This is a genomic window from Thalassococcus profundi, from assembly GCF_003344785.1.
Lineage (GTDB): Bacteria > Pseudomonadota > Alphaproteobacteria > Rhodobacterales > Rhodobacteraceae > Puniceibacterium > Puniceibacterium profundi.
Window position 1 is genome coordinate 1 of the sequence record NZ_QPMK01000010.1, and the last position, 1,344, is coordinate 1,344.

General features: G+C 75.1%; 1 protein-coding gene. It reads right to left on the reverse strand.

Annotated features, from left to right (window positions below):
• Positions 1-1,338 (reverse strand): GAF domain-containing protein (locus DU478_RS13335; protein WP_114511467.1); only part of this gene is annotated, 1,338 nt, incomplete at its 3' end.
• Positions 1,339-1,344 lie beyond the last annotated feature (6 nt).

Below are 1,344 nucleotides of genomic sequence, written 5' to 3' on the forward strand. Positions count from 1 at the left end.
CTGGCGCGCCTCGGCGATGCGGGCCTCGGCGGCGGCGGCTTCGAGCTCCAGGTCGGCGCTGTCGAGCCGGGCCAGCAGCTCGCCCGCGGTGACCTCCTGCCCGGCGCGCGCCGGGGCCTCGGCAAGGAAGCCGTCGACCGGGGCGACGGCGGCCTGCTGCAAGGCGCCCTCGACCGTGGCGTCGGCCCGCACGCGCAGGTCGGTGGGAATGACGAAGGGCAGCGCCAGCGCGACGGCAAGGGCCAGAGCGCCGAGGGCGATGGCCGGGCGGCGGCCGAAAACGGCGGTCAGCCCGCGGCCGGTCCAGTCGCGCAGCCGCCCCGACACCAGGCGGCGCGCGTCGTGCTTGGCCTTGAGCAGTGGCGCCAGGGCGGCCGCGATCAGCCGCAGGTCGTCCAGCGTGTCGGCGGCCAGCGTCACCCCCGCATCGCCGCTGCGCGCCCGCTCCAGCAGCAGCACGCCTTCGGGCCTGCCGCGCACAAGCAGCGGCGTCGACACCAGCGCCCCGGCCCCCAGTTCCTGTGCAAGGCTGCGGTGGGCCGCGTCGATCATCTGGCGCCCGTCGGGCCGCGCAGGCCAGGCAACCGTGTCGCCCTGGGCCAGCGCCTCGTCCATCGCCGCCTCGTAGGCGCCGACGCGTTCGGTCTTGCCGCCAAAGGCCGCGACCCGGCTCAGCGCCTCCAGCCGGACGCGGCCCCGGCGAAGCATGCCGATGGCGGCGATGTCGAAGCCGGTGAGGTCGGGGATGGCGTTCACCAGCGCCAGCGCCGCGCCGTCGAACCGCTCGTGCGCCTCGCAGGCCGCCAGCAGTTCGGTCAGCAGCTGCGCGCGGCCCGCCTGCTTGCGCCCCAGCGCCGCCTCGCCCTGCTTGAGCCGCGCCTCGATCCAGCCGCAGGACCAGTGCAACTCGCGCATCATGCCGCGCATGGCCGGGCCGTTGGGATGCCGCGCGAGGGACAGCACGAGGATGCCTTGCACCGCCCCGCCGCTGTCGATGGGATAGCCCAGCAGCGTGTCGCTTTCGCCGCGCTGGAGCAGGGGTTCGGGATTGCGCAGCACCGCCTCGGCCAGGGTCACGAAGCGGTCGGTGTCCTCTGCGCCGAGATGCCAGAGCGCCGCGATCCCCAGCCGCCCGGCATCGCCGCGCAGGAACAGCACCCCGGCCTGCGCCGAGGCGATCCGGTCCCCGGCGATGGCGAGCCAGCCGGCAAGGAAGGCCGACCCGTCATCGGGATCCAGAAACGCACGCCATGGATCGGCTGTGGTCCGGACGGCCGGCGTCTCCGTCCGCTCATCCGCGGCCGCGGTGCTGTCCTGCGATGTGGTCCGTCCGTCCAAACGGCA